Below are 23124 nucleotides of genomic sequence, written 5' to 3'. Positions count from 1 at the left end.
TATTATCGCTATATTTAAGCCTTTTATGGGCACAGGTGTCTGATACCGTGCTCCTGCTATAGCTGCAAACCGTGAAGACATATCAACTCAAAATAAAACAGGTACTGAATGAGGTAAGCAAGGTAGTGGTAGGCCAGTCCTACATGGTGGACCGCCTGCTGATTGGCTTGTTTACCGGCGGGCACATTCTGCTGGAGGGCGTGCCCGGGCTCGCTAAGACCCTTACCATCAACTCGCTTTCAAAGGCGCTGCACCTCGATTTCCAGCGGCTTCAGTTCACGCCCGACCTGCTGCCCTCCGACCTCATCGGCACGATGATCTACAACCAGAACGCCTCTATTTTCGAGGTGAAGAAGGGGCCGATTTTTGCCAACCTTATACTTGCCGACGAGGTGAACCGCTCTCCCGCCAAGGTGCAGTCGGCTTTGCTGGAGGCGATGCAGGAAAAGCAGGTAACCATTGGCGAGACCACCTTTATGCTGGATTTGCCCTTCCTGGTGCTGGCCACCCAAAACCCTGTGGAGCATGAGGGTACTTACCCGCTGCCCGAAGCCCAGGTAGACCGCTTCATGATGAAAGTGTACATCGACTACCCCAGGAAGGAGGACGAGCTGGAAATCATGCGCCGCATGGCCAACATGAGCTTTACCGATGCGGTAACCAAAGTGCTTTCAAAAGAAGACATTTTCGCTATCCGGAACGAGATAAACCAGGTGCAGATTTCCGAGACACTGGAAAAGTATATCATTGAGCTGGTGTTTGCCACCCGGCGACCGGCTGAGTACGACCTGGAGGAGTTTGCCCCCTACATTCAATTTGGCGTGTCGCCGCGGGCAAGTATAGCCCTGAACCGCGCGGCCAAAGCCGTTGCCTACTTCGACGACCGCGATTACGTGCTGCCAGAGGACATCAAGGACGTGGCCCATGATGTGATGAACCACCGCATCATCCTCAATTACGAAGCCGAGGCCGACGGCATCAGGACAAAGGATTTTATTGAGGCCATCCTGCGCAAAGTACCGATCAGCTAAGTATAGCGGCAAGGCTGCAGAACACCCTACTTTCCTGGCCAGGGGCACCGGTAAGAATGCCCTCCTTCGGCAACCATACAAACACTACCGTCAACTCCTGCGTAACTCCTAACCTCCTGCACCTTTGTGGTGCGGGAGTGTTTATTGTTGTTCCACTTGAATAAAGGAGTATGTTTAGAGGATTGCTGAAAATGTTTTTGCTGCGCAAACTGATGGGCGGCGGGGGCAGAACGGGCGGAAGAGGCCGTGGCGGCTGCGCAGGCATTGGGTGCCTTGGCCTGATCGTTATACTTGCGCTGGCTTACTTTCTGTTCAGTTATTTAGGCGGTAGCGGCGGCGGATCAGGCGTTAGCTTTTAGCGCCACGACTGCCTGTAACTTAATTTTGAAGTATAAAAAGAAACCCGCCGATTGGCGGGTTTCTCGCAGGACGGGAGACTAAGCCGCCTGCTACTGGCTGACACGATGTTTCTCACCCATACATGTGCAACCAATATTATCAGAAGGGAACCTAGTAGTCTGTGTTCTGTGGGTCGAAGTTTGCCCAGCCGGCGGTCCAATCAGTAGCACCGAAGGCGCCGATGTACTGCACCTGCTCAAAGCCATTTAGGTTTGCAAACGATGCACCACTTAGCAGCGCAGAGCCCGTTCCCGGCAGTAACGTAGGGGCGCCGCTTTGTTTGAATGCGCCTTCAATCATCACGTCTGTGTTAGCTGTCTTCAGCACGTTTCCGTTGGCATCGTACCAGCTTTGCACGTTAAACGTGCTGCCAGAGGCTACCCTAAGTGGCGTTGTGGCCGCAACAACATAATTATTCTTGAAGTTAAGCTCATTGTTTGTTGCGCCTCCCTCTACCGCAGCTCCATCCAGGTAGATGCCTGTCGGCCATCCGGCTATAACAGAGTTGTAAACGGATATCTTGGTGTTTTTCTTGAAGTGGATACCGCTTCCGTAGTTGGCCTGTGCCGTGGTAGAAGCGGTTGCCAACGGGCCGAACAAGCTGATGTTCGAGAACTTGGCCGTTGTGTTTGGCGTGGCCGCGTCGCCTGCCTTGTTGTTGTCAGACTCAAAGCCGTTAGATTTTGAGACGTCCGCAATGTTTGGGTCACTTATACCAACCGCATACTGGATAGTACCAGAAAAGCCGTTGTCCGTGTCAAACATATCGTCCACCGTTTTGTAAGCGATCAGGTGCTTGGCGTTGGCACTTCCACCGAACCATTCAAAGGCGTCGTCGCCGCTGAAAGAAACCTGCACAAAGTCGATCTCTGTGCCGCTACCCACACCGCCAAAGGTAATACCGTTGATCTCATTGTCTGGCTGGTAGGCAATACCGGCAAACTCCACACGCACATACTTCAGCACGCCTGAGTTGTCGTCGGCCTTAGAGCCACCGTACAGCCTGTCAACGCCTCCTTCAATAGCGGCAGAGCTACCCACGTTAACCGGAGCGTTACCAAGCAAAATCAAGCCACCCCAGTCGCCGGATTTCCGTGAGCCTTTTGGCTGGTTAGATGTAAATACAATCGGCTTTTCAGCGGTACCGCGTGCAATGATCTGTGCACCGCGCTCAATAATCAACGATCCTTTTGAGGTTTGATCGCCTTTAATGATTGTTCCCGGCTCTATTGTCAGTTTAGCGGGAGCCTGTACATATACAAATCCTTTTAGCAGGTACTTCTTATCAGCTTTAAGCGTCATGTCGGAAGTGATGACACCACTAATTTCCTCTACGCCATTGGTGTTGTCTACCGGAGTTGGCGTTGTCGTGCTGTCATCGTCGCAGGACACGTTAGCAACACCTAATAAAGCAAGCAGTAGTAATGTGCTTAATTTTTTCATTGTTATTGGGTTTTGGGTTGAAAGGTTTTTTGCTTGTTATCAAATCGTTCTAGAAGTTGTAGTTCACACCCACTGTTGTGTAGCTGCCAAGCCTGTAGGTGATGAAGTCTTCGTCCACGCCGTCAATTTTGGCGTTTCGGTTGGAGTCCTGGATCAGTCTCACTTTTTGGTTCAGAATGTCCTGGATACCTGCTTTCACCTCGAAGTGCTTCCCAAATCCCTTTGTCAGGGAGAGGTCCAGCACGTTGCGGGGCATCTCGTAAACAGTTGGTGTCTGGTCGTCGCCCACCGTAAAGATGCGCTTGCCGATCACGTTGTACAGGAGGCTTACCTGCAGGTCACGGGCATCGTCCTGGTAATACAGGCCGGTGTTCACGATGTAAGGCGACTGGCCATACATGGCCCTGTTTCGATCCTGCCCTTCTGTCGCTTCACCCAAGTCAACTTTACTCTCGATGAGGGAGGCGTTCAGCACAAGGCTTAGGTTTTGGATGATACTGTTGTTCGATAGGTTCAGGAAGGACTTCCTTACTTCAGCCTCTACACCATAGCTTTGGCCGCTCTTTGCGTTGCCCGGCTTGTAAATGGGGTTACCGGATGTTGGCAGGCTGTAGATTTCTATCGGGCTGTTGAAGTACTTGTAAAACACGCCAAACGAAAGGATCTCGGTTGGGTTAGGGTAGAACTCGTATCGCAGGTCGGCGTTGTGTATTGTAGCTGTTGTCAGGTTCTCATTACCCTGAATTTCCGCGTTCAGCTGAAAATCGTAGTAGGCAAAGGGCGCCAGTTCCCTGAACTCTGGGCGGTTCACACTGATGCTGTAGCCACCTCTGAAAAGAGAGCGTTCGCTGTAGTTGTAGGTGGCGTTAAGCGATGGGAGTATACTTGTGATGGGGTTATCCACCTCCAGCTTACCGCCGCCATACTGCGAGGAAGTCAGTTGCTGCTTGTTGTATTCCACACGTACGCCGCCCGACAAATTTAGCTTAGCGTTAACCGGAAGGCTGCCTCCCACATAACCTGCCACCAGTAAGTTAGAAGCATCGTAGCGGTCGGTAGGGTTGGTGCCCTCCCTCAGGCTGAACCCGGTAGTATTTATGTTTTGCGGGTTGAACAGCTCGCCCAAGGGCAGTGTCAGCAGGTTGTTGTTGAACTGCGATGGATCCGAAACCGTGTAAGACATCCAGCGCGCATCAAAGGTCCTGTCCTTGTTTTCTGTGTAAAAGCCCACACGGATCTTTGGCTGGTTCTCCGCCAATGTGTCTTTCCCCGCGAAGCTGTGCTCTACCTGGCCGCTCGCCATAATGGTGTTCTCGTGCATGTCAGAGTAAAAGCGGCCTGCATCAAAAGTACTGGCGGCAAAAGCAGGAATCACCCAAAGGAAAGGCTCGTCGCTACCGATGTTGCGCTGTGACCTGATGCGCTTAAAGTTCGGCTCGTTGCGGTTGGAGTAGTTATAGCCTGCGGTCCAGGTATAGCTGGTGCGTTCGTTGTCCAGGTCGTGCGTGCCCTGCAGCTGGCCGGAGTAAATGGTTCTGGATTCGTAGCGCTGTGCAATGTTGCGCACATCCACATCCTTGCCCTGCAGTTCTATTCCCGAGCGCTCCACCACCTGCGATTGCCCGAGCTGGTTGAACAGGTTGCGGAATTCAATCTTGTTGTTGTTATTCAACCGGAAGGCCCAGTTGCTGATAATACCCAGGCGGTTGTTCTGGCTCGATTCGATGTCGTTATACTTATATTCCAGCGGACTTTTCTGCTGCTGCTCATCAAAAGCCGTGTAGCGGTAACGCTCCACATCCAGCACCTGGCTCGTGTTGCTGTATGAAACGGCCGTCAGGTTGCTGGCTTCCGTGTTGCCTATAAAAAAGCGGCGCGTCAGCCCCAATGAAAGGCGCAGGTCCGGCAGAGCATTCAGCTTATTGGTAGACCAGTCTCCGTCGAGTTGTCTGGCAGCAGAAATAAGGCTTTCACTGCTTACGTTGTTCACGTTGGCCGGGAATCCTCCCGGCAGTGCCCTTTCGCCGTTATCAAATCCAAGAAAATCGGTGCCACTGCCTTTTTGCGTGCTGATGTTGTTGAAGGTGGTGCCCCCGCGGTAGCCGCCCGATATACCGATGCTGGTGGTGTTTTCGGTGGCGAAGTTCTTCGTGTATACTTTGATGACGCCGCCGCCAAACTCGCCAGGCAATTCCGGCGACCCTGACTTGAACACCATGATCCGGTCAAGAACGCTGGTAGGAAGTATGTCGAACGAAAAGGCGCGGGAGTCTGGCTCTGTACTTGGGGTCAGGGCATCATTCAGCATTACGGTGTTGTAGCGCTCGCTCAAGCCCCTGATCATAATGTAGCGATCGTTCATAACCGTTACTCCCGGAATGCGGCGTACCACAGCGGCAGCGTCCCGGTCCATGGACTTGGCGATTTGCTCGCCTGCCACACCACTTACCACCACCTCGCTCTGGCGCATGGTCTGCAGCACGGCGGCCTCTGTGTTTGTCTGCCGTGCTCCCACTATCTCCACTGTCTGTATCTGCGTGGTGTTTTCTTCCAGCTGTATATTAACTGTGGTTGGCTGCCCTGCCGTTACCTGTAGTCCTGCCTGCTCGTAAGGCTTGTAAGACAGAAAGGTAACAGACAAATTATAGGTGCCAGGGGCAAGCGGCAACGCGAAGTTTCCTTCGTAGTCGGTTGTGGTGCCTTTGGGAGTGCCTTTGATGAAGACTACGGCGCCTATTATTTCTTCGCCCGTTAGCTTATCGGTTACTTTGCCTTTCAGCGTACCCTCTTGGGCAAAGCTGAAGGTGGCGGTGGTGAGGAGGAGGAGAAGTGTTAGAAAAGATTTCATGGCTGTACTGTTGTTTAGTCTCGCTGCAAAAGTAGAGGGGCTACTTTAACTCAACTTTAAGCCGTGGTTACGTTACCGTTAAACATCCTCTCTGTTTGTTAAGCAACGGTTATCGCAGGTTTACCTCAACATTAAGCCGCTGCCGGAGTAGCCGCCACAGCGAGCCTTGCTGGTAAGCCGCGATGGGTTGGTTGACCTGCCAGAAACTTTAGACTCTTTCCTTTAGCGCCTTTAACGCCACATTTCAGATGGTTAACTGCCGCTTAGAAGCTTAACATTAGCATAACATTGCCATAATCCGGAAGTAATATAGATGTGCTTATTTTGCAGCATCAAACAACAGCAAGAAAACGGCAGCCTGACTAACTGCTTGTTTTGCTGGTGTAACCCCTGCAGGACCGTTCTGACTAAACGCTCTCTTCAGGCAGTTGATTAAATCTCACCTTAATCAGGAAGAAGTGACTAGATCTTTTGTTGGAGCAGCGCTGCTGTTCCTGACAGCCAGTTTTATAAATAACAGTGCTTCAGGCCAGACTCCTGCAAACACAGACACAATTCAGGTTGCCACCACGGCAACGGCCGAGCAGCGCATCATCTCCCGGGTCGACACCATTTATATAGCTCCTGCCAAGGAAGCTAAAACGCCCTGGTACAAAACCCTTTCCATCCGCGGATACGCACAGATAAGGTATAACCGCCTGTTGGAGACTAACCCACAGCTTAAGTGCGATCAGTGTGACAGATCTTTGGGAGCAGGCAACGGCTTCTTTATCAGGCGGGCACGCATCGTTTTCAGCGGAAATGTACACGAGCGGCTTTATGTGTACATCCAGCCTGACTTTGCCTCCTCCCCTGGTGGCAGCGCCCTTAACTTTGTTCAACTGCGCGACGCCTACTTCGACCTTGCACTTGACGCAGCAAAAGAATTCAGGATAAGAGTCGGCCAAAGCAAAATACCCTACGGCTTTGAGAACATGCAGTCCAGCAGCAACCGCCTGGCCCTGGACCGTAGCGATGCCATCAACAGCGCTTTTGCCAACGAGCGTGACCTGGGGGTTATGTTTTACTGGGCCCCTTCCGAAATCAGGGAACGCTTTGAAGAACTGACCAGCTCAGGACTGAAGGGAAGCGGCGACTACGGCGTGTTCGGTGTAGGCGTGTTTAACGGGCAGACCTCCAACAAATCAGACGCTAACGACCAACTGCACACGGCAGTGCGGCTAGCCTACCCGCTACAACTCGCGAACGGGCAGTATATCGAGCCCGGCATCCAGGCCTACTCTGGCAAGTATGTCGTTACCCCCGATCAGCTCTCCACAGGCGTGTCTCTGGGTTCTGAGCAGCAGGCAAAAGAAGGTTTCACAGATCGTCGTGTGGCGGCATCACTGGTGGTGTACCCACAGCCGCTGGGCTTTCAGGCAGAATATAACATTGGAGAGGGCCCTGAGTTCGATCCTGAAACGCTGTCGATAAAGGTAAAGCCGCTACACGGCGGCTACGCCCAAACCATGTACAGAATGAAGTTTGGCAACCATATCCTTATTCCCTTTGCGAAAGTGCAGTACTATGATGGCGGCAAAAAGCATGAGCGTGACGCTGTAAGCCACAAAGTATACGAGACAGAGGTAGGTGCCGAGTGGCAACCTATTAAAAACTTTGAACTGGTAGCTGACTACAGTATTGCAGACAGAACCACCAGGTCATTCGCTAACCTCTACAACAGGCAGCACGGAAGCAGGCTAAGGCTTCAGGCCCAGTTTAACTTCTAAAGAAGCCATCTTGTAAGGCAGTCAGTAGTAGGGCAGCGGGAATAGCAAAGGCCTGGTTTAAACCACAATCGCTGCACCTTCTTTTTCAGGTTGAAAGTATAACAGGCACAACCTACTCTATTTCTCACCATAACTTCTACCAAGTGAATTATCTAAAACTGAAAGGAATTATACTTCTGCTGTTTATCGCATTGTTCTCGAGCATAGGCGCTTCGGGGCAAAGTGTGAATTACTCTAAGTTAGGTAAGGGCCTGCAGTTTATTGCAGCAGACTCCTCTTTCAGCCTTAAGTTTGGCACCCGTTTCCAGATGCTGTACCAGGGTGGCAACAACCCTGCAACAAACAATTGGGATGACCGCTTCCTGATCCGCAGAGCACGCCTAAAGTTCGAAGGCTTTGCCTACTCACCTAAATTAGAGTACAAAATTGAGCTTGGCCTAAGCAACAGCGACATCGGAAACGACAACCCTTCCATGTCGAACAACGCTGACAACATTATACTTGACGCAGTGGCAAAATGGAACTTTGCGCCGCATTGGGAGCTTTGGGTTGGCCAGACAAAATTACCGGGCAACAGAGAGCGTGTTGTCTCCTCGCAGAAACTACAGTTTGTAGACCGAAGCCTCCTGAACTCCCGCTTCAACATTGACCGCGACGCCGGGCTACAACTGCACCACGTGCACAACATTGGCCAGGTAGTTATCAGGGAGATTGGCTCCATCGCCATGGGCGAAGGCCGGGATATCACCATCAACAACTCAGGCGGCTATGACTACACGGCTAAGGTAGAGGTTTTTCCTTTCGGTGAATTTGAGGGAGACGGGGCCTATGTAGGAGGCGATATTTACCGGGAAGAAACCCCAAAACTGGCTATAGCCGCGGCATTTGATTATAATGACAATGCCTCCCGCGAAAGGGGGCAGCTTGGCGACTTTCTAAGTGAGCAGCGCGACCTTAGTACCATTTTCGTAGATGCCATGTTTAAATATAGAGGATTCTCTGCCATGGCAGAATATGCGGATAGTAAAGCCTCAGAAGGCCCGGTTGTAGCCAGGACAGATGCGGGTGCAGTAGAGGAGACGTTTGTAACAGGCAATGCATTCAACCTGCAGGGAGGATACCTGTTCGAGAACAATTGGGAAGTGGCAGCCCGCTACACCAGTTATAACCCTACAGAGGTTTCCGGCCTGCGCCCACAGGAGCAGTATACACTTGGGGTTTCCAGGTACATTGTAGGCCATAGCCTTAAGGTTCAGAGTGATGTAACACTTCAGGACCAGCCCGGAAGACCAGACAGCTATCTGTTTCGACTCCAGATGGAAGTGGCGCTTTAATCATATTTAAATAGTAACAATTTCTTAACAATGCACCGGCAGAGGTTGCCTCCAATTGTCTCAACTTTGCACTTGCAAACACAGGCAATAAAGGATAAGCCAGTATAAAACCTCTGTCACACAACTACTTCATACACATTGAAGTATAGCAGCTTAAACAAAAAACACATTAACGCAGAAGTAATTTTTCAAACAAATAGCAACACCCAAAACAGCTACTAATATGTTAAACCTAAGGCTCAACTTTTCCAGATTGAATGCTGCACTCGCACTGGGCGGTGTACTGCTCTTAAGCGCTTGCGGCGGCGGTAACGAGGGAGCAAACGGAGACTTAACCGGCAACATCCAGATCGACGGTTCTTCTACTGTGTACCCTATCACCGAGGCCGTGGCGGAGGAGTTCCGTAACGAGGCAGAGGAGGTTCGGGTAACCGTTGGTGTGTCGGGCACAGGTGGCGGCATGAAGAAGTTCTCCCGTGGCGAAATTGACATTGTGAACGCTTCCCGCAGCATGAATGCGAACGAGGACGAACTGGCCAAAAGCAATAACATCTCCTACATCGAACTGCCGGTAGCTTACGACGGCCTGACAGTGGTTGTGCACCCGGAGAATGACTGGGTAAAGGACATCACCGTAGCCGAGCTGAAGAAAATCTGGGAGCCGGCGGCACAGGGCACCATCAAAAAGTGGAATCAGATTCGCCCGGAGTGGCCTGACCAGGAAATTCACCTGTATGGCGCTGGCGTAGAGTCAGGTACTTATGATTACTTTACAGAGGCGATTGTAGGCGAGAGCCACGCCAGCCGCGGCGACTATACAGCCAGCGAAGACGACAACGTGCTGGTGCAGGGCGTATCAACTGACCCGTATGCACTCGGCTTCTTCGGTTACGCGTACTACGACGAAAATAAGGAAAAACTGAAGGCAGTGCCAGTGGATGACCAGAACGACAGCAACGGCGCCGGCGCAATCATGCCTTCGCTGGAGACAGTTAAAGACGGCTCTTACGCCCCGCTTTCCCGCCCGCTGTTCATTTACGTGAGCTCTAAAGCCACGGCAAGACCGGAGGTCGTGCAGTTTGTAAACTTCTACCTCGATAATGCCGCACAGCTTAGCGAAGAAGTAGGTTATATTCCGATGCCTGCCGAAAAGTATGAAGAGCAGAAGCAGAAGTTCCAGCAGTTTGTTGGTGACACCGGCTCCAGCGACGCCAAGCAATAAATACAGCAATGGAAATATGCGTTAATGCAGGCCGGTTAGGCTACCGCTAACGTGTTCCTACTTTAAAAACAGCACCTTGAAAATATCAGAGAAAATAATCGAGGGCTTGTTGTGGTTATCGGCGGTAATCACAATTCTGGTCACCATCGGCATTATTTGGGTATTGCTGTCAGAGTCGATTGCTTTCTTTCAGGAAGTCTCTATCGTGGACTTCCTAACAGAGAAAGAATGGACGCCGCTCTTCGCCGATAAGAAGTTTGGAATCATGCCACTGGTGGCGGGCACCCTGCTGACTACCTTTATTGCTATTTCGGTGGCCCTGCCCATTGGCCTGACCATTGCCGTGTACCTGAACGAGTACGCACATGCCACGCTGAAACAGGTGGTAAAGCCCATGCTGGAGGTGCTGGCTACCATTCCGACGGTAGTTTACGGCTTCTTCGCCTTAACCGTGGTAACGCCTTTTCTGCAAGCCATCATTCCCTCGCTGGCTGGTTTCAATGCCTTATCTGCTGGTATTGTGATGGGCATCATGATCATCCCGATGATCTCTTCACTGAGCGAGGACGCCATCAGCGCTGTGCCCCGTTCGCTGCGGGAGGCAGCGTACGGCATGGGCTCCACACGCCTGCAGACGGCCTTTGGTGTGATGGTGCCGGCCGCTTCTTCCGGTATTGTGGTGTCGGTTATACTTGCCATCTCGCGGGCCGTGGGCGAAACCATGATTGTGGCCATTGCCGCTGGGCAGCAGCCGCGCCTGACACTGAACCCGCTTGTTCCCATCGAAACCATCACTACCTACATTGTGCAGGTAAGTTTGGGTGACGTGCCGCACGGCTCGCTGGAGTACCGGACCATCTTTGCCGCCGGCATCACCCTGTTTGTTTTCACGTTTGCGCTGAACAACATCAGTTTCTGGATCAAAAAGAAATATCAGGAGAAGTATGACTAATTCGGATCGCAACAGGTTGAAGGACAAAGTCTTTCAGGTTTTCGGGGTATTTTGCACCTTTATCGGGCTGGTGGTGCTGGCTATCTTCCTGATCGATATTGTGCAGGAAGGCATTGCCCGCATTGATTGGGATTTCCTGATGGACCTTCCATCGCGCAGAGCCAGCAGCGCCGGCATACTTACCGCCTGGGTGGGTACGCTCTGGCTGCTGGTGCTCACGGCGCTGATTTCCTTTCCGCTGGGGGTTGGCGCAGGCATTTACCTGGAGGAGTACAGCCGGAAAACAAAGCTGTCTAACTTCCTGGAGATTAACATTGCCAACCTGGCGGGTGTGCCTTCTATCATTTACGGCTTGCTGGGCCTGGAGATCTTTGTGCGCCAGATGCGCTTGGGCGGCAGTTTGCTGGCCGGCGCGCTTACCCTGTCGCTGCTTATCCTGCCGATCATTATCGTCACTACACGCGAGGCTATCAAAGCCGTGCCGGGCAGCGTGCGCGACGGTTCTTATGCGCTCGGGGCCTCCAAGTGGCAAACCATCTGGAACCAGGTGCTGCCGGCTTCTTTCGGCGGTATACTTACCGGCATTATACTTGCGCTGTCGCGGGCAGTGGGCGAGGCAGCTCCGCTGATCGTGATCGGAGCGCTGGCGTATGTGCCGTTTACGCCGGCATCGCCGCTGGATGAGTTCACCGTGTTGCCGATCCAGATCTTTAACTGGACCTCACGGCCGCAGGAGGAGTTCCTTACCAACGCAGCAGCGGCCATTATCGTGCTATTATTTATTACCTTCCTGTTAAACGGTATCGCCGTATACTTACGCAATAGGCAGCAGCGAAAAATCAGGTGGTAACACGGCCAGCAGAAGCGGGCGATACCCCGTTTTATACTCGCCTTACTCTTAGTTTCTAATATCTCGTGTCTTTTTATACTCTATGAGCAAAAAAACCAAGCTCGAAGCCAAGAACCTCAACGCTTTCTACGGTGACTTTCACGCCCTGAAAGACATCAATATTGCGATGGAGGAGAAGAACGTAACTGCCTTTATCGGCCCATCGGGCTGTGGCAAGTCCACGTTTCTGCGCACCTTCAACCGCATGAACGATTACATCGATGGCTTCAGAACCGAAGGAGAGATCCTGATGGACAACAGGGACATCTACAACAAAGACATCCGTGTGGATGAACTGCGCAAGGAAGTAGGGATGGTGTTCCAGAAGCCGAACCCTTTCCCGAAAACCATCTTTGAGAATGTGGTGTACGGCCTGCGGATACAGGGCATCAAGAAAAAAGACGTACTGGAAGAAGCCGCGGAGCACTCGCTGAAGCAGGCCGCTTTGTGGGACGAGGTGAAGGACAAGCTGCACAAATCGGCGCTGGCACTTTCAGGCGGGCAGCAGCAGCGCTTGTGCATAGCGCGCGCGCTGGCCATCTCGCCTTCGGTGCTGCTGATGGACGAGCCCGCCTCCGCGCTGGACCCCATCTCCACCGCCAAAATCGAGGAGCTGATCTACAAGCTGAAGCACGACTACACCATCGTGATCGTGACGCACAACATGCAGCAGGCTGGCCGCGTGAGCGACAACACGGCGTTCTTTTACATGGGTGAACTGGTGGAGTACAACAAGACCAAGACAATGTTCACCAGCCCGAAAGACGATCGCACACAAAACTACATCACGGGCCGTTTCGGTTGATTTAAATACCCCATCATTTCCGTATACTTGTAGATGTTCACCCCATAAAAAGACTTGAATGCCACACATAGATGTTGAATTAGCCCGCCTGAAGACCAAACTCCTCGAAATGTGGGACCTGGTGGAGTACCAGGTGCAGAGCGGCCGCGAAGCCATGCTGAACGCTGATGTGGAGCTGGCCAAGAAAATCATCCAACGCGACCGCAAGGTAAACCAGTTCGACCTGAAGATTGACCGCATGTGCGAGAACTTCTTCGCCCTGTTCACACCCGTGGCCGTAGACCTGCGCCTGGTGCTGGCCGTGCTGAAAATCAACGCCAACCTGGAGCGCATCGGCGACACGGCTGAGGGCATTGCCCGGTTTGTTAAAAAGCTGGAGGCGCCTGTGGAGCCTCAGCTCCTGGAAATCACCAACGTGCTGCCCATGTACGAAGAGGCACTGGCCATGTTGGTAGAGTGCCGCACCGCCTTCAGAAACAACGACCCACAGCTGGCAAAGGCTCTGATAAAGCGGGACAAGAAACTGGACAAGATCTACCGCAAGTCTGACGATGTGATCACCAAGTACATGACAGAGAACCCTGGCAAGATACGGGAGGCGCTGGCCATACTTTCCATCATCAAAAAGCTGGAGCGCGTGGGCGACCAGGTAACCAACATTGCCGAGGAAATCATTTTTTACCGCGAGGCAAAAATGGTGAAGCACAAAGACGACAAGAAAAAGAAGAAGGAAGCAAAGAAGGACCAGGACAAAGACGAGCAAAACCCGTCATAACCCAGTTTGTTCTGCTTTCGAAGTATGGTGAACGGCACAGGCTACAGCAGCCTGTGCCGTTTTGTTTTATACTGGCAAGGCGCTATAGTATCGATCAGCCTGTAAAAGCTACGTTTCCATGCTTTTGTGCCTTACCTTTGCAGCAAAATCGAAAAGATGGTGCTGTTTAAAGAGATTTTATACCTCATTCAGAAGGACCTGGTGCTGGAGTGGCGGCAAAAGTACGCGCTGAACGGCATGCTGCTGTATGTGGGCAGCGTGGTGTTTGTCTGCTACCTAAGCTTTGGCATGCGCTCCAATATGCTGCAAGCCCCGGTATGGAACGCTTTGCTTTGGATTATCCTGCTGTTTACCTCGGTCAACGCCATCGCCAAGAGCTTTATGCAGGAGAACAGGGGGCGGCTGCTTTACTTCTACTCTATCGTGAGCCCGCAGGGCATTATACTTGCCAAGATTATCTACAACACGCTGTTGATGTTGCTGCTGGCCTTTATCTGCTTCGTGTTTTACGGTTTCGTACTAGGCAACCCGGTGCAGGACGTGCCCATGTTCCTGCTCACGCTGCTGCTGGGCGCCATCGGGTTTTCCACCTCCCTTACCATGATTTCGAGTATCGCCTCCAAAGCCGCCAACAGCAGCACGCTCATGGCCGTACTCAGCTTTCCTGTAATCGTGCCCATGCTGCTTATGCTCATCAAAATGTCGAAAAACGCCATGGATGGCCTGGACCGCAGCCTCAGCCTCGACGAACTGCTTACCCTGCTTGCCATAAACATGATTGTCGTCACTGTTTCCTACATCTTATTCCCGTACCTTTGGCGTTCGTAAAGAGACGCTAGAAGGTAGATATTAGACGCTAGACAATCAGTCTTAAGAGTCAGGCTGCAAAGCTTCGAATTATGGTTGAAGAACATAGAGCTAATTCGCATAAACTTTTGTTAAGGTATTGGGCACGATGTGATAAGGCTTAACAACAATAGAGTCTTACATCTAACCTCTAATATCAAGTATCTAAAAAAGAAATGAAGAAAAATTGGTGGAAAATACTGGCCGTGCTCCTACTGGTTTTTACCGTGGTGGCTGGTATGCTTTCTGATGTGCCGCGGCTGGCTATTCTTAACGAGACTATCCGCAATTTATACTTCCACGTGCCCATGTGGTTTGGCATGATCCTGATCCTGCTGGTATCGGTTGTTTACTCTATCAAGTACCTGCGCAACCCTACCGTCAAGAACGATGTGATCGCTTACGAGGCAGCGAAAGTCGGCATCCTCTTTGGCGTGCTGGGCATTGTAACGGGTATGGAGTGGGCCAAGTTTACGTGGGGCGAGTACTGGAGCAACGATCCGAAGCAGAACGCCTCGGCCATCGGTTTGCTGATTTACTTCGCGTACCTGGTGCTGCGCAGTTCCTTTAACGAGCAGCAGCAGCGTGCCCGCATCAGCGCAGTGTACAACATCTTCGCCTTTGCTGCGCTTATTCCGCTGCTGTTCATACTTCCGCGCCTCACCGATTCGCTGCACCCCGGCAACGGCGGCAACCCTGGCTTTAACGCCTACGACATGGATAGCAGTCTGCGCCTGGTGTTTTACCCGGCCGTGCTGGGCTGGACACTGCTCGGCATCTGGATCGTGAACGTGAAATCAAGATTGGAATTAATCAGACAACGCTTATATGAAACTGTTTAGAATACTGGCCGTGTGGTGCTTTATACTTGGCACCACGGCAGGCCTTGCGCCAGTGCAGGCCCAGCCCGAACAGACGGAGGTAGAGTTCTCATCGGCCCCACAAGCCGAAGTGGAAATGGCCGACACGCTGCGCCGCGACGGCAAAATTTACGTGGTGGTGATTGTGTTGCTGACCGTTATGGTGGGCATGATTCTTTACCTGGTTTCGCTTGACCGGAAGGTGAGCAAACTGGAAAAACAGATGCGTGAGTAGCAGCAAAACATAAGTATGAAATTAGCCTTCTGCCATGGATTTATATTGTCCGCTGGTGTGTTAGGCTACAGGAATAACAGGAAAAAGTTAACCAAAGATGAAAAAGACACACATCATCGGGATTTTAGTCATCGCTGTGGCTATTGTGATCATTATGTCTTCCGTAGGCGATGCCAGCACCTATGTTTCGTTTGGGGAGGCCATGGAGCTTGCCGAAGAAGGCAACGACACAAAAGTACACGTGGTGGGCCGTCTGAAGAAAGACTCGCAGGGCCACATTGTGGGTATGCAGTACGACCCGCTGATAGATCCGAACTACTTTACCTTCACGCTGGTGGATACCAACCGGGTAGAGCAGCAGGTAGTATACTTCAACCCAAAGCCGCAGGACTTTGAGCGCTCGGAGCAGGTGGTAATTACGGGCAGCATGCAGAAGAACGTTTTTGTAGCCGATAAAATCCTCCTTAAGTGCCCATCCAAGTATGTGGAGAAGGAAGTACAGCAAAATACAGCAAGCCTTTAAATTAGTTTAGAGTTTAGAGTTGAAAGTTCAGCGTCTACCGTTTCGGCTCCTTTTCTTCTCCAACTCATAACTCATAACTTTAAACTTTTAACTATCAGCAATGATTAATACGCTCATCGGGGATATTGGCCATACAAGTGTGATTGTGGCTTTTGTAGCAGCCGTGGTGTCCTCCTACGCTTATTTTATGGCATCCCGTTCCAAGGTGGAGCTGTCCGGCGACAATAGCTGGCGCAACCTGGCACGCGGTGCTTTTTACGTGCACGGAGCCGCCGTGATGATGATCATCTTCTCGCTGTTCAACATCATTTACGAGCACCGCTACGAGTACTATTACGCCTGGAGCCACTCCTCTAATCACCTGCCGGTGTATTACATGATCTCCTGTTTCTGGGAAGGTCAGGAGGGTTCGTTCCTGCTCTGGATATTCTGGCATGTACTGCTGGGCTTCGTGCTCATCAACTCCTACAAGAAAAACAAAGTATGGGAGGCGCCTGTGATGGCAATGTTCTCCTTTGTGCAGCTCTTCCTGACATCCATGATTCTAGGTGTGGTGATCGGTGATGTAAAAATCGGCTCCTCTCCTTTTATTTTGATGCGCGACTTCATGCCTGAGGCTCCTGTGTTCGCCATGGACCCGAACTTCGTGCCAACTGACGGTACCGGCCTGAACCCACTGCTCCAGAATTATTGGATGGTGATTCACCCGCCAACCCTGTTCCTGGGTTTTGCCGCCACGCTGGTTCCGTTTGCTTTCGCGATGGCCGGCCTCTGGAAAGGCAAGTTTACTGAGTGGGTAAAGCCTGCTTTGCCGTGGGCGCATTTCGCTGCGGTAGTGCTGGGCATCGGTATTATTATGGGTGCTTACTGGGCCTATGAGACGCTTAACTTTGGTGGCTACTGGAACTGGGACCCAGTGGAAAATGCGGTATACATTCCGTGGCTGATCCTGGTGGGCGGCATCCATACGATGATCGCTTACCGCCGTGGCAAGTCCGGGCTTAAGGCAACGTACATTCTGGTAATTGCCTCATTCCTGCTGATTCTTTACGCTACGTTCCTGACCCGAAGCGGTATCCTGGGTAATGCCTCCGTGCACTCGTTCACCGACCTTGGCTTGTCCGGGCAGCTGTTCGCTTACCTGGCTGTGTTTGCCGTGCTGGCCATTGGCCTGCTGGTGTACCGCTGGAAGTTTATTCCGACAACAGAGAAAGAGCTTTCTACCTACAACGGTGAGTTTTGGGTGTTTATCGGCGCAATCGTACTATGTCTGGCAGCTTTCCAGGTGTTGTTTACAACGTCTATCCCAGTTTACAACTCCTTCCTTGGCTTTATTGGCATCGAGTCTAACGCGGCTCTGCCAGCCGACCAGATTGAACACTACACGAAGTTCCAGTTGTGGGGCGGCGTAGCGATTGCCATACTTTCAGGAGTGGCGCAGCTGCTATGGTGGCGCAAAGGCGAGAAGGAAAGCTTTGCTGATGCACTGACTTTGCCTGCCATGCTGACCTTGCTGTTCGCCAGCTTGATCATCGTGTTGTCGAAGCTGGGCGTGCTGAACGATACTATTGACAACCCGGCTTACATAACCCTGCTGGTGGCTGGCCTGTTCTCGATCTTCGCTAACCTAAGCATTATCCTCAACCTGATCCATAAAAAAGTATCGCTTTCCGGTGGTGCCGTGGCGCACATCGGTATCGCTATGATGCTGCTGGGTATCCTGTTCTCTTCGGGCTACTCCAACATCATCTCCGAAAACACATCGGGCATGGTGTACTCCCGCGAATTCCCTGACGAACTGAACCGTGACAACGTGCTGCTGTGGCGCAATGCCCCTGTGCAAATGGACAAGTATACCGTTAGCTACCATGGCCAGTTCCAGGAAGTAATCGGTGTGCCGGGCTACGTAGACCGCGAGCTGCTGTTCCTGACTGCTGACCCGTACAAGGCCATTGCGCGTGGGCAAATCGTGGCGAACGAGAAAGTATACTTCGACACAGGCGATACGCTGGAACTGCTGTCTCCGGAGAACACCTACTACGAGGTTAAGTATAAAGAACGCGAAACGGGTAAGGCCTTTACACTTTACCCACGCGCGCAGGTAAACGAGAACATGGGTCTGCTGGCGTCTCCCGACATCAAGCACTCTGTAAGCATGGACCTGTACACGCACGTATCAGGACTTGCACCGGAAGAGAAAGAGTGGGGTGAGCTGAAGGAGTATGTGCTTAGCGCCGGCGACACGATTATTTTGAATGACTATGTAGCGATCTTCAACGGCATCGAGCAGATAAAGCAGGTACCAGGCGTTAAACTGGCTCCCGGCGACATTGCTGTGCAGGCAGACATGAAGATTCTGGGTGAGACCAAGAACTACCACGCCCACCCGGTGCTGATGATCAAAGACCAGATGATGGGCCGCGTGCCTGAGGAAGTTGCCGACCTTGGCCTGCGCCTCACGTTTATGAACATCGACACCGAGAACGATAAATTCACCATTGGGGTGAATGCCACGCAGAAGGACTGGATTATCCTGAAAGCAATGGAGAAGCCTTTCGTAAGCATCCTCTGGATTGGTACCATTGTGATGTCAATCGGTTTCGTGATGGCCATCGTGCGCCGCAAGGACGAAGGTGGCAGCCCACGAGCAGCCAAACCAAAGCAAGCCCGAAAAGCACAGGTAGCATAAGCAAGATTTCCCTATATTTGAAAAGGCAGGTTTATCCTGCCTTTTCTGTTTTAAGCGCGGTGAGGCATGAACATCTTCATTATTCCATCCTGGTATCCCTCTGTTGACTTCCCGGTAAGTGGATCTTTTCTGGTAAAGCAGTTGCAGCAGCTTAGCTCCCGCTACACAGACATCAACATTGGAGTAAGCAACTGGGGGCAGAACCGGTCGGATCTGGCACTACAGGCAAAGGACCACCTGCATAACTTAAAGAAGCTTTTTGCGGCCACCATCCATCCGCAAAAAGAGACGCTACGGCAAAACCATGCAGTGTACTACCATCCTACCTTTACCTGGACACAGCACATAGCTCAAGGCAACCTCGAAGGTGTTGTAAAAGCCAATTTATCAAATCTTAAAGCTTTTGAAGCCGATTTTGGGCCTGTTGATCTGATACATGCGCAAACAGCAAGGCCTGCTGGAATAATAGCAAAAAGGTTGAGTGACGAAACAGGAATCCCCTTCTGTATAACGGAACACACCGGCCCCTTCCCCGATAAGTATTCTGTTGGCAAAGATGGGAAGTTGAAACCCGCCCTTAAGCTCGCGTATGATTCCTCAGCGCAAAATATAGCAGAAAGTCATTTCCAGAAGCAGCGGATGCAGGCACAAGGCATCAGCCGCGTAACAGTTATCCCTAATTTTGTAGAAGAAGACTTTTTTAAATGCAGTTTGAAGTCTGATAGTAGGGCTTTCCGGTTTTTCTCGCTTGGGTACATCCATCCAAAGAAGGGGTTTGACACTTTGTTAGCCGCTTTCAAATTAGTGGTGTCTGAGTATGAAAGCGCAAGCTTAACTATCGGCGGTACGGGAGAATATTTGGAAACCTATAGACAGCTAACTGCAGATGCAGGAATTTTAGACAAAGTAAGCTGGCTTGGGGAAATAAACAGAGAAGAGGCCTTACACCAATATCAAAACTGTGATGCCTTTGTACTAGCCAGCCAATATGAGGCGCTTGGCAATGTGTTTCTGGAAGCAATCGCCTGCGGTAAACCTATCATCGCTACTAAATGCGGCGCTCCGGAAGAAACCGTTAATGAAACAAATGGGGTAGCGGTGGAAAAAAATAATCCTGAAGCGCTGTCAAAAGCTATGTTATACCTGATTAACAACATCGGCAAGTATGATAGCCGCCAGATCAGGCAGGACTTTATGAGCCGCTTCTCGTCTCAGGCCGTTATGCCGCAGTTATACAGCCTCTACAAAAACATCAGCAGCTTACACCCCAGACAAAGATGAACATAACCTTTATCGGAGCCGGAAACGTGGCGTGGCACCTGGCGCAGGCCCTGCATGCAGCAGGCCATACTATAACAGCCATCTACAGCCGTAACGCCGCCCAGCGGGATGCATTAGCCGGCAAAGTAGCGGCGGCAGCCATTGTCTCGCTTGATCTGCGAGAGGAAGTAGCAGAGGTGGTGTTGATTGCCGTGCCCGATGCCGCACTCGCCGCTGTAGCCGCTGAAATAAAGGTGAAATCAGGCACCGTGGTGGCCCATACTTCCGGTTCACAGCCGTTAGCTATACTTGCCGCTGTTGCAGGCGCAAAAGCAGGCGTGTTCTATCCGCTCCAAACGTTCAGCAAAGCAAAGGCGGTGGATTTTGCGCAGGTACCGCTGCTACTGGAGGCTAAGGATGCCGAAGCGCTAGAAAGTTTGCAAGCACTTGCGCAAAGTATAAGCAAAACAGTGGAAACGGTGGATTCTGAAGCCAGAAAGCAGCTGCACCTGGCCGCCGTGTTTGCCTGCAACTTCACGAATCACCTGCTCGGCATCAGCCAGCAACTGCTAGAGCAAGCCGGCTTGCCCATTGCACTGCTAAGGCCTCTGCTTCAGGAGACAATTGCCAAGGCCATGCAGCAGCACCCCTTTACAGTGCAAACCGGCCCCGCCATACGCCACGACGACAACGTGATACAGGCACACCTGCACATGCTGCAGCAACAGCCCAGGTGGCAGGACCTGTACCGGCTACTTACGCAGAGTATCCAGGATTCCGGCAACCAGGCTTAACCAATTCGCCTGCAAAGTAGTTTAACTGCAAGAGCATAAGCGCCCGTATACTTTGATTCGGGGGGCATGCTTTGTAAATTGCGCCTCAAATTGAGAAAGACATGAAAGTAGTAAATATAACATTTAAGTTTGCCGATGGCTCCCCAGACCAGACACACCCGGCCGTGGAAGGTGAGTCGGTGCTGGATGTGGCGCTAAACAACGCCATTAAGCTACAGCACAACTGCGGCGGTGTTTGCGGTTGCAGCACCTGCCACGTATATGTGGAGGCCGGCATGGACGACCTGCCTGAGATCTCAGACAAAGAAGAGGATTACATTGACCGCGCCGTAGACCCGCGCATCAACTCCCGCCTGGGCTGCCAGTGCGTGGTGCAGGGCAATGAAGACGTGGTGATAACGATTCCGGAGCAGGATTTCCTGGGCCACTAACCGACTCTCCTCTTCATTTACCTACTGCCAGTTCTAATGCATTGTGCAAGCTGCATACTTCCAAAGTATAAGTAGGTAGCAGGTATACTTGGTACAAAGGAGATGACAAATGATAATTGTTAACTGATAACTGAAAAATATGAGCTACGAGCCACCGATACACTGGAGCGATCACGAGGACATTGCCATGGCGCTTTACGAGAAGTTTGGCGATGACTTCACAGAATCAAAGATTTACCGCATCCGCTTTACTGAATTGCTGGACTGGATTCTTTCGCTGCCTAATTTTGAAGGCACGCGCGAGCAGGCCACAGAAGGCCACCTGGAGCAGATCCAGGCAGCCTGGGTTTACGAATGGCGCGATAACCAGGACTAGATTTCGCAGGTATAAATCAGGAAAAATCTATACTTTTAAAGGCTCTTTCGCAGGAAGGAGCCTTTCCTGTTTTATAATGGGGAGACCAGACCTAATACTTACCTGAAGCAAACTAACATGGCAGTATACAGCAAAGCTTACCGGAGTAAAAAAAGATTGCTCACCTTCTGTGGCCTTTATATGGCTGCAATGAGTTTGTGGCTTTTACATACTTCCTACGGACTCATTCCATTTGGAATGGCTGGTGCCTTTCTGATCCTTATTTCAGCCGTAGTGGTTGGTGTGATATTGGACCTATTTCATGCAACAAAGAAAACTTTCGAAAGTCGGTGGTTCTACCTTGTAGGTCTACTGACATTTTTGTCGATAGTCTGCTTTTTCGTTTTCTCTAAAATTCAGAGTCATGTTACCGACTACAGAGCAGAAGAAATTATCAGCGAACTGGAAGAGTATAAAGCAGATAAAGGATATTATCCTCCAGATCTGGAAGCTTTGACAAGTCATAATGTGTATAAAGTGCCGCCTACTGCCTTCGGTGTACTGCAGCAGGATTTCCAGTACAGCCTTCATAAGCCCGCTGAATACCAGCTCAATTACTATTCATACTTCGGTGTTGAGCATACCTACCACTCGGAGACAGGGGAATGGAGCGTTGACGATTAAAGTAAAGCATCTCTCAACACGGAACAGGGTTTTACTTGATTTCACCTCGTTTACAATTTGTCCTACATAAGAACATTTTGCCTAATTTTTCACCCATTGCCAATCACTAACCTATGTCCATTACCCAAACAGACCTTACCCGCATCAACACTTTTGTTTTTGATGTAGACGGCGTACTGACGGATGGCCTGCTGTACTGCTTTGCCGACGGAGAGCAGGTGCGCGCCTTCAACATCAAGGATGGTTTTGCCATCAAACATGCCCTAAGCCAGGGCTACCGGGTAGCTATTATTTCCGGCAAAAACGAGCCTGGGGTGCGGAAGCGCCTGGAGCAGCTGGGAATTGAGGATATTTTCCTGGGCATAGAAGACAAGGTGGATACGCTTGAAAACTACCTCTACATGCAGGGCGTGCACCCGGGCACGGTAGCCTACATGGGCGATGACATGCCTGACTTTGAGGTGATGCAGCGGTGCGGACTGCGCGCCTGCCCGGCCGACGCGGCAGACGACATCAGGGAGATTTCCACCTTCACCTCCACTAAAAAAGGGGGCAGAGGCGCAGTGCGTGAGCTCATTGAAACCATCATGAAAACACAGGACACTTGGTAATACGTACGTATTTATACTATTTTAAAATCCAGTAGAATAATTTCTTTAATATACTATTGCATATATAGAATTTATTTTCTAGTTTACAGCTCTTTAATTACAATCAATAGTTTATTTTATGAAGACAGGAAAAGTAAAGTTCTTTATTGAGTCTAAGGGTTTTGGGTTCATCACCGATGACGAGACAAACGAAGATTTCTTCGTACACATTACAGGCTTAAACGGCCTGCAAATTCAGCAGCACGACCAGGTAGAGTTCGATACTGTTGAAGGTAAGAAAGGCATTAACGCTGTGAACGTAAAGAAAGTATAGCGCAAACCTCTACTACAACAGTAAAGCCCCTCCTGGTAGGGGCTTTTTTATTGCCG

General features: G+C 51.1%; 23 protein-coding genes. 21 read left to right on the top strand and 2 right to left on the bottom strand.

Annotation, left to right across the window (positions count from 1 at the left end; genetic code table 11):
- Positions 1 to 71 precede the first annotated feature (71 nt).
- Together A0W33_RS10130 and A0W33_RS10125 are read left to right on the top strand one after the other, a co-directional pair.
- Complete coding sequence (locus A0W33_RS10130) at positions 72 to 1031, top strand: AAA family ATPase (RefSeq protein ID WP_068838034.1); 960 nt, start codon at positions 72 to 74, stop codon at positions 1029 to 1031.
- 170 nt (positions 1032 to 1201) lie between these two features.
- The gene (locus A0W33_RS10125; protein WP_068838033.1) at positions 1202 to 1390 is read left to right on the top strand and encodes a hypothetical protein; all 189 of its coding nucleotides are present in this window, start codon (positions 1202 to 1204) and stop codon (positions 1388 to 1390) included.
- A 151-nt stretch (positions 1391 to 1541) separates the two neighbouring features.
- Here the strand turns inward: A0W33_RS10125 and A0W33_RS10120 are convergent, their stop codons facing one another.
- Both A0W33_RS10120 and A0W33_RS10115 read right to left on the bottom strand, forming a co-directional pair.
- On the bottom strand, positions 1542 to 2873 hold the full coding sequence (locus A0W33_RS10120) for a hypothetical protein (RefSeq protein ID WP_068838032.1): 1332 nt from the start codon (positions 2871 to 2873) through the stop codon (positions 1542 to 1544).
- 49 nt (positions 2874 to 2922) lie between these two features.
- Complete coding sequence (locus A0W33_RS10115) at positions 2923 to 5721, bottom strand: TonB-dependent receptor (protein WP_068838031.1); 2799 nt, start codon at positions 5719 to 5721, stop codon at positions 2923 to 2925.
- Between the two features lie 458 nt (positions 5722 to 6179).
- Between A0W33_RS10115 and A0W33_RS10110 the strand changes: the two genes are divergently transcribed.
- The 19 genes from A0W33_RS10110 (at position 6180) to A0W33_RS10020 (ending at position 23068) form a co-directional block, all read left to right on the top strand.
- Positions 6180 to 7490 (top strand): porin, encoded by a 1311-nt coding sequence (locus A0W33_RS10110; RefSeq protein ID WP_229802135.1) that lies wholly within the window; start codon positions 6180 to 6182, stop codon positions 7488 to 7490.
- 143 nt (positions 7491 to 7633) lie between these two features.
- On the top strand, positions 7634 to 8824 hold the full coding sequence (locus A0W33_RS10105; RefSeq protein WP_068838030.1) for a porin: 1191 nt from the start codon (positions 7634 to 7636) through the stop codon (positions 8822 to 8824).
- Between the two features lie 223 nt (positions 8825 to 9047).
- Positions 9048 to 10046, top strand: coding sequence for a PstS family phosphate ABC transporter substrate-binding protein (locus A0W33_RS10100; RefSeq protein WP_068838029.1), 999 nt, complete (start codon positions 9048 to 9050; stop codon positions 10044 to 10046).
- 76 nt (positions 10047 to 10122) lie between these two features.
- Positions 10123 to 10998: a phosphate ABC transporter permease subunit PstC gene (gene pstC, locus A0W33_RS10095; RefSeq protein ID WP_068838028.1), complete on the top strand. Its 876-nt coding sequence runs from the start codon at positions 10123 to 10125 to the stop codon at positions 10996 to 10998.
- Positions 10991 to 11848 carry a phosphate ABC transporter permease PstA gene (pstA, locus tag A0W33_RS10090; protein WP_068838027.1) on the top strand — a complete coding sequence of 286 codons (858 nt, stop codon included), beginning with the start codon at positions 10991 to 10993 and terminating at the stop codon, positions 11846 to 11848. Before pstC ends, pstA begins: the two co-directional genes overlap by 8 nt.
- Before the next feature lie 82 nt (positions 11849 to 11930).
- Positions 11931 to 12692: a phosphate ABC transporter ATP-binding protein PstB gene (gene pstB / locus A0W33_RS10085; RefSeq protein ID WP_068838026.1), complete on the top strand. Its 762-nt coding sequence runs from the start codon at positions 11931 to 11933 to the stop codon at positions 12690 to 12692.
- A 58-nt stretch (positions 12693 to 12750) separates the two neighbouring features.
- Positions 12751 to 13467 carry a phosphate signaling complex protein PhoU gene (gene phoU, locus A0W33_RS10080; protein WP_068838025.1) on the top strand — a complete coding sequence of 239 codons (717 nt, stop codon included), beginning with the start codon at positions 12751 to 12753 and terminating at the stop codon, positions 13465 to 13467.
- A 156-nt stretch (positions 13468 to 13623) separates the two neighbouring features.
- Positions 13624 to 14295: a heme exporter protein CcmB gene (locus A0W33_RS10075; protein WP_068838024.1), complete on the top strand. Its 672-nt coding sequence runs from the start codon at positions 13624 to 13626 to the stop codon at positions 14293 to 14295.
- Between the two features lie 194 nt (positions 14296 to 14489).
- Complete coding sequence (gene ccsA, locus A0W33_RS10070; RefSeq protein ID WP_068838023.1) at positions 14490 to 15155, top strand: cytochrome c biogenesis protein CcsA; 666 nt, start codon at positions 14490 to 14492, stop codon at positions 15153 to 15155.
- Positions 15142 to 15408: a CcmD family protein gene (locus A0W33_RS10065; protein ID WP_229802133.1), complete on the top strand. Its 267-nt coding sequence runs from the start codon at positions 15142 to 15144 to the stop codon at positions 15406 to 15408. The genes ccsA (A0W33_RS10070) and A0W33_RS10065 overlap by 14 nt, the downstream gene beginning before the upstream one ends.
- A gap of 97 nt (positions 15409 to 15505) precedes the next feature.
- Positions 15506 to 15931: a cytochrome c maturation protein CcmE domain-containing protein gene (locus A0W33_RS10060; RefSeq protein ID WP_068838022.1), complete on the top strand. Its 426-nt coding sequence runs from the start codon at positions 15506 to 15508 to the stop codon at positions 15929 to 15931.
- A 100-nt stretch (positions 15932 to 16031) separates the two neighbouring features.
- Positions 16032 to 18620, top strand: a complete 2589-nt coding sequence (gene ccsA / locus A0W33_RS10055) for a cytochrome c biogenesis protein CcsA (RefSeq protein ID WP_068838021.1) — start codon at positions 16032 to 16034, stop codon at positions 18618 to 18620.
- Between the two features lie 309 nt (positions 18621 to 18929).
- The gene (locus tag A0W33_RS10050; protein WP_172798106.1) at positions 18930 to 19901 is read left to right on the top strand and encodes a glycosyltransferase; all 972 of its coding nucleotides are present in this window, start codon (positions 18930 to 18932) and stop codon (positions 19899 to 19901) included.
- Entirely contained in the window at positions 19898 to 20674 is a 777-nt protein-coding gene (locus A0W33_RS10045) for a Rossmann-like and DUF2520 domain-containing protein (protein ID WP_068838019.1), read from the top strand. The genes A0W33_RS10050 and A0W33_RS10045 overlap by 4 nt, the downstream gene beginning before the upstream one ends.
- Before the next feature lie 101 nt (positions 20675 to 20775).
- Positions 20776 to 21105 carry a 2Fe-2S iron-sulfur cluster-binding protein gene (locus A0W33_RS10040; protein ID WP_139237180.1) on the top strand — a complete coding sequence of 110 codons (330 nt, stop codon included), beginning with the start codon at positions 20776 to 20778 and terminating at the stop codon, positions 21103 to 21105.
- A gap of 139 nt (positions 21106 to 21244) precedes the next feature.
- Positions 21245 to 21481: a Fe-S cluster assembly protein IscX gene (gene iscX, locus A0W33_RS10035; RefSeq protein ID WP_068838018.1), complete on the top strand. Its 237-nt coding sequence runs from the start codon at positions 21245 to 21247 to the stop codon at positions 21479 to 21481.
- Between the two features lie 117 nt (positions 21482 to 21598).
- Positions 21599 to 22144, top strand: a complete 546-nt coding sequence (locus A0W33_RS10030) for a hypothetical protein (RefSeq protein WP_074937234.1) — start codon at positions 21599 to 21601, stop codon at positions 22142 to 22144.
- Positions 22145 to 22257: 113 nt separating this feature from the next.
- Positions 22258 to 22755, top strand: coding sequence for a KdsC family phosphatase (locus A0W33_RS10025; RefSeq protein WP_068838016.1), 498 nt, complete (start codon positions 22258 to 22260; stop codon positions 22753 to 22755).
- Positions 22756 to 22873: 118 nt separating this feature from the next.
- Entirely contained in the window at positions 22874 to 23068 is a 195-nt protein-coding gene (locus A0W33_RS10020; RefSeq protein WP_068838015.1) for a cold-shock protein, read from the top strand.
- Positions 23069 to 23124 lie beyond the last annotated feature (56 nt).

It is taken from the genome of Pontibacter akesuensis, from assembly GCF_001611675.1.
Lineage (GTDB): Bacteria > Bacteroidota > Bacteroidia > Cytophagales > Hymenobacteraceae > Pontibacter > Pontibacter akesuensis.
This window is presented reverse-complemented; position numbering and strand designations above follow the sequence as displayed.

Excerpts from the sequence above, each read along its gene's own strand:
- A0W33_RS10040 (WP_139237180.1), top strand. The coding sequence starts at position 20,776 with ATGAAAGTAGTAAATATAACATTTAAGTTTGCCGATGGCTCCCCAGAC.
- phoU (WP_068838025.1), top strand. The coding sequence starts at position 12,751 with ATGCCACACATAGATGTTGAATTAGCCCGCCTGAAGACCAAACTCCTC.
- pstB (WP_068838026.1), top strand. The coding sequence starts at position 11,931 with ATGAGCAAAAAAACCAAGCTCGAAGCCAAGAACCTCAACGCTTTCTAC.
- A0W33_RS10060 (WP_068838022.1), top strand. The coding sequence starts at position 15,506 with ATGAAAAAGACACACATCATCGGGATTTTAGTCATCGCTGTGGCTATT.
- A0W33_RS10115 (WP_068838031.1), bottom strand. The coding sequence starts at position 5,721 with ATGAAATCTTTTCTAACACTTCTCCTCCTCCTCACCACCGCCACCTTC.
- ccsA (WP_068838021.1), top strand. The coding sequence starts at position 16,032 with ATGATTAATACGCTCATCGGGGATATTGGCCATACAAGTGTGATTGTG.
- pstA (WP_068838027.1), top strand. The coding sequence starts at position 10,991 with ATGACTAATTCGGATCGCAACAGGTTGAAGGACAAAGTCTTTCAGGTT.
- iscX (WP_068838018.1), top strand. The coding sequence starts at position 21,245 with ATGAGCTACGAGCCACCGATACACTGGAGCGATCACGAGGACATTGCC.
- A0W33_RS10030 (WP_074937234.1), top strand. The coding sequence starts at position 21,599 with ATGGCAGTATACAGCAAAGCTTACCGGAGTAAAAAAAGATTGCTCACC.
- A0W33_RS10120 (WP_068838032.1), bottom strand. The coding sequence starts at position 2,873 with ATGAAAAAATTAAGCACATTACTACTGCTTGCTTTATTAGGTGTTGCT.
- A0W33_RS10100 (WP_068838029.1), top strand. The coding sequence starts at position 9,048 with ATGTTAAACCTAAGGCTCAACTTTTCCAGATTGAATGCTGCACTCGCA.
- A0W33_RS10065 (WP_229802133.1), top strand. The coding sequence starts at position 15,142 with ATGAAACTGTTTAGAATACTGGCCGTGTGGTGCTTTATACTTGGCACC.
- A0W33_RS10125 (WP_068838033.1), top strand. The coding sequence starts at position 1,202 with ATGTTTAGAGGATTGCTGAAAATGTTTTTGCTGCGCAAACTGATGGGC.
- A0W33_RS10025 (WP_068838016.1), top strand. The coding sequence starts at position 22,258 with ATGTCCATTACCCAAACAGACCTTACCCGCATCAACACTTTTGTTTTT.
- ccsA (WP_068838023.1), top strand. The coding sequence starts at position 14,490 with ATGAAGAAAAATTGGTGGAAAATACTGGCCGTGCTCCTACTGGTTTTT.
- A0W33_RS10075 (WP_068838024.1), top strand. The coding sequence starts at position 13,624 with ATGGTGCTGTTTAAAGAGATTTTATACCTCATTCAGAAGGACCTGGTG.
- A0W33_RS10020 (WP_068838015.1), top strand. The coding sequence starts at position 22,874 with ATGAAGACAGGAAAAGTAAAGTTCTTTATTGAGTCTAAGGGTTTTGGG.
- A0W33_RS10045 (WP_068838019.1), top strand. The coding sequence starts at position 19,898 with ATGAACATAACCTTTATCGGAGCCGGAAACGTGGCGTGGCACCTGGCG.